Genomic DNA, 7,111 nt, shown 5'->3' with positions numbered 1-7,111 from the left:
CGCGTGCGAGCCGGTCTGTCCCGTCGAGGCGATCTACTACGAGGACGACCTGCCGGCCGAGCTGCAGCCGTACCTGCAGGACAACGCCGACTTCTTCGAGGAGACCATGCCCGGGCAGACCGAGCCGCTCGCCTCTCCGGGCGGCGCCGCCAAGCTCGGGGTCCTGCCGTTCGACACGCCGCTCGTGGCGGCCTTTCCGCCGCGTGACCCGGAGTGAGTGAGGCGAGTGAGACCAACCTCATCTGCTCATCGGCCGACTACCCGGCGGTAGACCTGTCCCCCGGCTCCGCCCCGACATAGCGTGGCCGTATGACCACCGCCGGCACGCCCTTCCGGACCGATTCCACCCCGTCGCCGACCGAGTTCCCGTCACCCCGCGACGGCCTGGACAGCGGGAGCGTCGCCGAGCTCGTCGAGGACAGCCGCGAGATCCACCTGCCGCGCTTCACGGCCGTCAGGCCGGACTTCCCGCACGTGGACATCGACGTGCCAGACGACGCCGCTGCGCTCGTCCAGGGCCTCGGGGAGTACGGCTTCTGACGCAGCCGCCCGCGTGGCGCGCCGTTGGAGCGGCGGCCGGCTCAGCGGCATACGGCAGACATGACGAAGGGCCCCACCGCGCGGTGGGACCCTTCGTGTGTGACTCAGCTGAAGGAGTCGCCGCAGGCGCAGCTGCTGCCCGCGTTGGGGTTGTCGATGGTGAAGCCCTGCTTCTCGATGGTGTCGGCGAAGTCGATCGTCGCGCCCTCGAGGTAGGGGGAGCTCATCCGGTCGACGACGACCTCGACACCGTCGAAGTCGCGCACCAGGTCACCGTCGAGCGTGCGCTCGTCGAAGTAGAGCTGGTAGATCAGGCCCGAGCAGCCACCCGGCTGCACGCCGACACGGAGACGGAGGTCGTCGCGACCCTCCTGCTCGAGGAGGCTCTTGACCTTCGTTGAGGCCACGTCGGTGAGGATGACACCGTGGGCGGGAGCCTCGGTCTGGGCCTCGGTGGAAGCGTTCGTCTCGACACTCATGTGCAGTCCTTCACGTGGTGGAGCATGGGTCAGGAGTAACAACCCATGCCGTGCCGGATGTGTTCCCGACCCGTCAAGGATACGTCGGCTTCCAACGGATGTGCGCACCACCCGCCGGATGGTGGACGAGAGATGGCCGTATGCCGCTGAGCTGGGTGGGCGCGTTCCTCACCTGACGCTCCTTCCGCACCTCGTCGCTCGGGGCTCAGCCGCGGGGGGACGGGGACCAGGTGCGGGCCACTCGGACGACCCGCGTGGCCAGCGTGCCGGACGGGTCTGCCAGTGCCTCCTCGAGCTGGGCCGGGCGCTCGACCACCGGGTACACCCCCGAGATGCCCGCCGACATCGCGTCTCGACGGCCGAGCACGGACTGTCCCGGAACCGCGATGGCCGGTACGCCGTGGTGGCTGGCCGCATCCGCCACGCCGACCACGACCTTGCCGTGGAGCGACTGCCAGTCGAGGGAGCCCTCCCCCGTGACGACGAGGTCGGAGCGGGCCAGGCGCTCGCTGAAACCGACCGCCTCGAGAACCGCCGCCACACCGGAGACCTGGCGCGCGCCGAGCAGGTGGAGGGCGTAGCCGAGCCCTCCCGCGGCACCGGCGCCCGCCTGTCGCTCCGGGCGGATGGCGGTGCCGGTCAGGAGGTCCTTGGCCGGCGGCCGCACGCGGGCCACCACGCTGGCGAAGTGGCTCAGTGAGCTCTCGAGGGCCTGGGCCGCCTCCGGAGACGCGCCCTTCTGCTCGGAGAAGACCGCGCTGGCGCCCTTCAGGCCGAGGAGCGGCGAGTCGACGTCGCTGGCGATGACGAGGTCGATGACACTCAGGCGGCGACGGGCGTCGTCGAGACCCGCGACGTCGTCGGCGTTGGCCTCGCAGAGGAGCAGGCCGCCGCGCGCCAGTCGCTCGGGTGTGCCGACGCCGAGGGCGGCGAGCAGGCCGGCGCCGGCGTCGTTGGTCCCGGAGCCGCCGAGCCCGATGACGACGCGCTGAGCGCCGAGGTCGATGGCGGCCTGGACGAGCTGGCCGACACCGAAGGTCGTGGTGCGGGTCGGGTCCCGCTCGTCACGGGTCAGCAGGTGCAGGCCCGCAGCCTGGGCCGACTCGACGTAGCCCACGTCGCCCACCACGAGCACCATGGCGGGGACGTCGCGACCGAGCGGGTCGGACACCGTCACGGCATGCACCTGCCCGCCCAGGTTCGCGCCCAGGACGTCGACGAAGCCGGGACCCCCGTCGGACAGCGGCACGAGCTCGAGGGTGTCATGGGGGGCAGACCTGCCCCAGCCCTCGGCCATGGCGGTCGCCGCCTGGGCGGCGGTCAGGGTGCCGGTGAAGCAGTCGGGGGCGATGAGCACGTGCACGCCGGGCATCCTCTCACCACGGAGAGGGAGCAGTTCCCGACCCACTCAACCACGCGAGAGCTCCCCGGCCTCCCGATCGGGCAGCAGCAGAGCCGAGTCGCCGAACTCGTGCCACGCGTAGTGGCGGGAGAGCGCCGCGTCGTAGGCCGCCTGGGTGAGGTTCGGGCCGGCGACCGACTCGACGAGGAGCAGGTGCGTGGCGTCCGAGTTGTGCCAACCCGTGACGAGGCCACCCACGACCCGGACCGGCCGGTCGGGCGAGATGACGAGGTCGGTCCACCCCGCGGCTGCGGAAACGACCCCGGCCTCGTCGGTTGCGGACTCCAGGGCACGGGTGGCGGTCGTGCCCACCGCGACGACCCGCCCGCCAACCGCCTTGGCAGCGTTGACGACGGCGGCGGCGGACCTCGACACGGCGAACCGCTCGGGTTGCGGCGCCTCCCCCGACTCCTGCGACGACAGTCCCGTGTGGAGCGTGACCGGGACGATGACGACGCCCGCCGAGACGAGGCTCGTGACCAGCTCGGTGGTGAAGGGCCGCGCCGCACTGGCCATCTCGGCGCTGCCCGGGATCGTGCCGAACACGGTCTGGTAGGCGGCGAGCGGGAAGCGGGCCCGCAGGTAGCCGTAAGCGATCGGGCGTCCGTGCGCGGCGAGGTGCTCGCCCAGACCGCTGCTGCCCGACTCGACGGCCTTCCAGAGCCGGTTGCCCGATCCCGAGGGCGACGATCCCGGCTCGGGATAGGGCGCGACCAGCCGCAGGGTCGGCGACGACCGCAGGGTCCGGCGATGGCGACCCGCCAGCACGATCTCGTCGCCGAGCGCCGCGTCGAGAACGGGACGACCGGCGTCCGGCGCGGTGCGCAGCTCGACGACCCAGGAGCCGTCGTCGAGCTCCGCGCCAACGTGGATGACCACCGCGCCACGAGCCGCGAGCCGGCCATCGATCTCACGCGCGACGGTGGCCGAGTTGTTGACGACGAGGACGTCACCCGGGCCGAGGTGGCGGCCCAGGGCTGGGAAGGTCCCGTGTTCGACGGTCACCGCGCCGTCCTGCTCGGAGGCGACGAGCAGGCGGACTCCATCGCGGGAGAGGCCCCTGGCCTCGGGAGGGGCATCGGCGGTGAGGTCGTCGGTCGCACGGAATCGCGTGAGCGGTCGCTCCCCGACGCGGGCCGTCACGCCACATCCCCGGGGGTCGTGGAGGTGACCTCCGGGGAGCGTGCCTCCGGCCGGTCCTGCGGCAGGTCCCCCGCCCGGTAACGACCACTCGGCGGGCGGCGCGCGAGCAGATCGAGGATCGCCGGCACGGCCACGTCCTCGGGAAGCGGTCGATCACTGATGTCCTCAGCGGGGAAGGCTTCCTGGTGCATGGCCGTGCGCATGTCCCCGGGGTCGAAGGCGTAGGCCCGGATGCCGCTGAGCTCGGTCCCCAGGGTCAGCGCCAGCCGGTCGAGCGCGGCCTTCGACGCGGCGTAGCCACCCCAGGTCTCGTAGTGCTCGACAGCTGCGTCGGAGGAGATGTCGAGCACCACGCCGCCGTCCGACCGGAGGAGGGGAACCATGGCCCGGGTCAACGCGTGGGGGCCGACGACGTTGACGGCGAGGATCCGGCTGAGCGCCTCGGGTGTGAGGTCCTCGAGACGGTGGAGCGGGGTGGGACCGAGCGTGCTCGCATTGTTGACGAGCAGGTCGAGACGCCCCCAGCGCGTGACGACTCCGACGAGCTCCTCGCGGTGCGCGGCGTCGGCGACGTCACCGGCCCGGGCGACCACGTCGGCGGTTGGGGCGGCCCGGGCGAGCTCAGCGGCGGCGAGAGCGAGATCGTCGGGGGTCCGACCAGTGAGGAGCAGGCGCCATCCCTGCTCGGCCAGCCGTCCGGCCAGGGCCCGACCGAGGCCACGGCTGGCGCCGGTGATGAGGGCTGTGGGTGGTACTGAGTTCATGCCGACAGCGTCCGACTTGAAGCATGCTTGAAGTCAATGCCATTTCAAGGGATGGGGGCTGCTCGACCCAGGTGGACGAGGACCTAGGCTGCCGCCATGCCGACATGGGACGACGTGGCAGACGGGTTGGCGAGACTGGCCGACGAGGACCGGTTCACGGGCAGCGTGCTGGTCGCCCAGGGCGACCGGACCCTGCTCGAGTCCTGCGGCGGCCTGGCCTGCCGGGCGGCTGCGACACCGATCCACCCCGGCACCCGATTCGGGCTCGCGTCGCTGTCCAAGGCGTTCACGGCGGCCGCGGTCCTGACCTGCGTGCGCGACGGCCTGGTCGGTGTCGAGGACCGGGTGGAGGATGTGCTGCCCGCCTCGCGCAGGCCCAGGACCATGTCGCCCGAGGTCACCGTCCACCACCTGCTCAGTCACACCTCCGGCATCGGCGACTACGCCGAGGAGGACGAGGACCTGCCCGGGTACGTCGAGGACTACGCCGCGCTGTGGCGCAACCGCCCCATGTACCGCATGGAGCGGCCCGACGACTTCCTACCGCTCTACACCGAGGCGGCGCCGACCGCGCAGCCGGGCGCGGAGTTCCACTACAGCAACGCGGGCTTCGTGCTGCTCGCGGCGGTCGTCGAAGAGGTGACGGGGCGGGAGTTCGTCCCCGCGGTGACCGAGCGCGTGCTGCGGCCGACCGGCATGGTGTCGTCCGGCTACTTCCGGTCCGACGAGGCCGTGCCAGACGTGGCGGTGGGCTACCTGCCTCGCACGGGGAGCGAGGCCCCATGGCGCAGCAACACCTTCTCGATCCCGGTGATCGGCGGCGGTGACGGCGGCGCGCACGCCACGGCGCGTGACCTCGACCGGTTCCTACGGGCGATCGCGCACGGCGACCTGCTCGGCGGCGACCTGAGCACCCAGATGCGTAGCCGCCACGTCCCCGTCGCCGACGGGCTCTGGTACGGCTACGGCCTCTACGTCCGGGCGGACCGAGGGTTCGGGCACGACGGCGGCGACCCCGGCATCGAGACCGTCGCGCGCCACCTTCCGGACCGTGACCTGACCTTGGTCGCCCTGTGCAATGGTGAGGGCCAGCTCGCTGAGCTCTGGCCGCTGGTGCTCTCGGCCCTCTGACGGGCAACGTCGCCGCGGATCGCCGAGGGTCTGCGACGGCTCAGGCCCTCAGGACCTTGTCCATCGACCTGCCCCTGGCCAGCTCGTCGACCAGCTTGTCCAGGTAGCGGATGTTCCGCATCAGCGGATCGTCGATCTCCTCGACACGCACCCCGCACACGACGCCCGTGATCTGCGACGCACGTGGGTTGAGCCGGGCCTCGGCGAAGAAGTCCTCGAACGTCGTGCCGGCAGCCAGGTGAGCGCTCAATGCCGAGTCGTCGAAGCCGGTCAGCCACTCGATGACCTCATCCAGCTCGTCCTTCGTCCGCCCCTTCCTCTCGACCTTGGTCACGTAGTGGGGGTACACCGAGGCGAAGCTGGTGGTGAAGATCCGACTCATCCTCCCGAGGGTAGTGCCGGCCACACGTCCGGATCCGGGGACGAGGCTGGGAGCCGCCCCAGCGGCATACGATCTGTTCATGACGACGGCCCCAGCCCCGCTGCCCCTCCTCGTGCTCGGCCAGGGCACCGAGCTGCACACCGAGCGCGGCGTGGAGTGCCCCGGCGACCTGCCCGCCCCCTCGGACCCCGACCTCGTCGAGCGTGCCCGGGCGGCCAGGGCGGCCCTCGGCGACCAGGTGTTCGTCCTCGGGCACCACTACCAGCGCGACGAGGTGATCCAGTTCGCCGACGTGACGGGCGACTCCTTCAAGCTCGCCCGGGAGGCGGCCGCCCGACCGCACGCGCCGTGGATCGTCTTCTGCGGGGTCCACTTCATGGCCGAGTCCGCCGACATCCTGACGAGCGACGAGCAGACGGTGATCCTGCCCGACCTCGCGGCCGGCTGCTCGATGGCGGACATGGCGGCGATCGCCCAGGTCGAGGACGCGTGGGACCAGCTCGAGGCAGCGGGGGTCGCGGGACAGACGGTCCCGGTCACCTACATGAACTCGTCGGCCGCGATCAAGGCGTTCACCGGCCGGCACGGCGGCACCGTGTGCACGAGCTCCAACGCCCGGACCGCCCTCGCCTGGGCGTTCGAGCAGGTGGGTGGCGTGGACGGCGACGGCAAGGTCCTCTTCCTGCCCGACCAGCACCTGGGCCGCAACACCGCGGTGCGCGAGCTCGGCCTCACCCTCGACGACTGCGTCGTGTGGGACCCGCACCGGCCCGGCGGTGGGCTCACGCCGGAGCAGCTGGCCGGCGCGCGGATGATCCTCTGGCGCGGGCACTGCTCCGTGCACGGCCGTTTCACCGTCGACGCGGTCGAGGCGGCTCGGCGGGAGATCCCGGGCGTCAAGGTCATCGTCCACCCCGAGTGCCGCTACGAGGTGGTCGAGCTAGCCGACGAGGTCGGCTCGACCGAGAAGATCATCAACACCATCGCCGCCGCCCCGGACGGCACGTCCTGGGTCGTCGGTACCGAGCTCAACCTCGTCAAGCGTCTCGCCCAGCAGTTCCCCGGGCAGCGGATCGCCTTCCTCGAGAAGAACGTCTGCTACTGCTCGACGATGAACCGGATCGACCTGCCCCATCTCGTGTGGGCGCTCGAGTCCCTCGTCGACGGCAGGGTGGTCAACCCGATCAAGGTCGACTCACAGGTGGCCGCCGACGCCCGGGTCGCGCTCGACCGCATGCTCGCGCTGCCCGGTACCACCCACAAGGACTGA

Annotated in this window: 9 protein-coding genes; 4 read left to right on the top strand and 5 right to left on the bottom strand. The window is 71.6% G+C overall.

Annotation, left to right across the window (positions count from 1 at the left end):
- Both VJN29_RS05420 and VJN29_RS05415 read left to right on the top strand, forming a co-directional pair.
- Positions 1-217, top strand: a 217-nt coding sequence (locus VJN29_RS05420; RefSeq protein WP_414654322.1) for a 4Fe-4S dicluster domain-containing protein, incomplete at its 5' end; no start/stop codon positions are given.
- A 92-nt stretch (positions 218-309) separates the two neighbouring features.
- The gene (locus VJN29_RS05415; protein ID WP_324142561.1) at positions 310-540 is read left to right on the top strand and encodes a hypothetical protein; all 231 of its coding nucleotides are present in this window, start codon (positions 310-312) and stop codon (positions 538-540) included.
- 104 nt (positions 541-644) lie between these two features.
- Here the strand turns inward: VJN29_RS05415 and VJN29_RS05410 are convergent, their stop codons facing one another.
- From VJN29_RS05410 to VJN29_RS05395, 4 genes are all read right to left on the bottom strand, one after another.
- Positions 645-1,019 carry an iron-sulfur cluster assembly accessory protein gene (locus VJN29_RS05410; RefSeq protein WP_324142560.1) on the bottom strand — a complete coding sequence of 125 codons (375 nt, stop codon included), beginning with the start codon at positions 1,017-1,019 and terminating at the stop codon, positions 645-647.
- 205 nt (positions 1,020-1,224) lie between these two features.
- Entirely contained in the window at positions 1,225-2,391 is a 1,167-nt protein-coding gene (locus VJN29_RS05405; RefSeq protein WP_324142558.1) for a glycerate kinase, read from the bottom strand.
- 36 nt (positions 2,392-2,427) lie between these two features.
- Positions 2,428-3,564, bottom strand: a complete 1,137-nt coding sequence (locus VJN29_RS05400; protein WP_324142557.1) for an S-adenosylmethionine:tRNA ribosyltransferase-isomerase — start codon at positions 3,562-3,564, stop codon at positions 2,428-2,430.
- On the bottom strand, positions 3,561-4,328 hold the full coding sequence (locus VJN29_RS05395) for an SDR family oxidoreductase (protein ID WP_324142556.1): 768 nt from the start codon (positions 4,326-4,328) through the stop codon (positions 3,561-3,563). Before VJN29_RS05395 ends, VJN29_RS05400 begins: the two co-directional genes overlap by 4 nt.
- Before the next feature lie 96 nt (positions 4,329-4,424).
- Here VJN29_RS05395 and VJN29_RS05390 point away from each other — a divergent pair, with 96 nt between their 5' ends.
- Positions 4,425-5,459, top strand: a complete 1,035-nt coding sequence (locus VJN29_RS05390; RefSeq protein WP_324142555.1) for a serine hydrolase domain-containing protein — start codon at positions 4,425-4,427, stop codon at positions 5,457-5,459.
- 40 nt (positions 5,460-5,499) lie between these two features.
- On the opposite strand, the gene VJN29_RS05385 is transcribed toward VJN29_RS05390, so the two are convergent.
- A complete protein-coding gene (locus VJN29_RS05385) occupies positions 5,500-5,841 on the bottom strand; it encodes a DUF2200 domain-containing protein (RefSeq protein WP_324142554.1) in 342 nt (113 codons plus the stop codon).
- A gap of 79 nt (positions 5,842-5,920) precedes the next feature.
- On the opposite strand from VJN29_RS05385, the gene nadA reads away from it, so the two are divergent.
- On the top strand, positions 5,921-7,111 hold the full coding sequence (gene nadA, locus VJN29_RS05380; protein ID WP_324142553.1) for a quinolinate synthase NadA: 1,191 nt from the start codon (positions 5,921-5,923) through the stop codon (positions 7,109-7,111).

The organism is Intrasporangium sp. (genome assembly GCF_035280925.1).
Lineage (GTDB): Bacteria > Actinomycetota > Actinomycetes > Actinomycetales > Dermatophilaceae > Intrasporangium.
The sequence above is the reverse complement of the archived record's forward strand: the minus strand, read 5'-3'. Positions and strand labels throughout refer to the sequence as shown.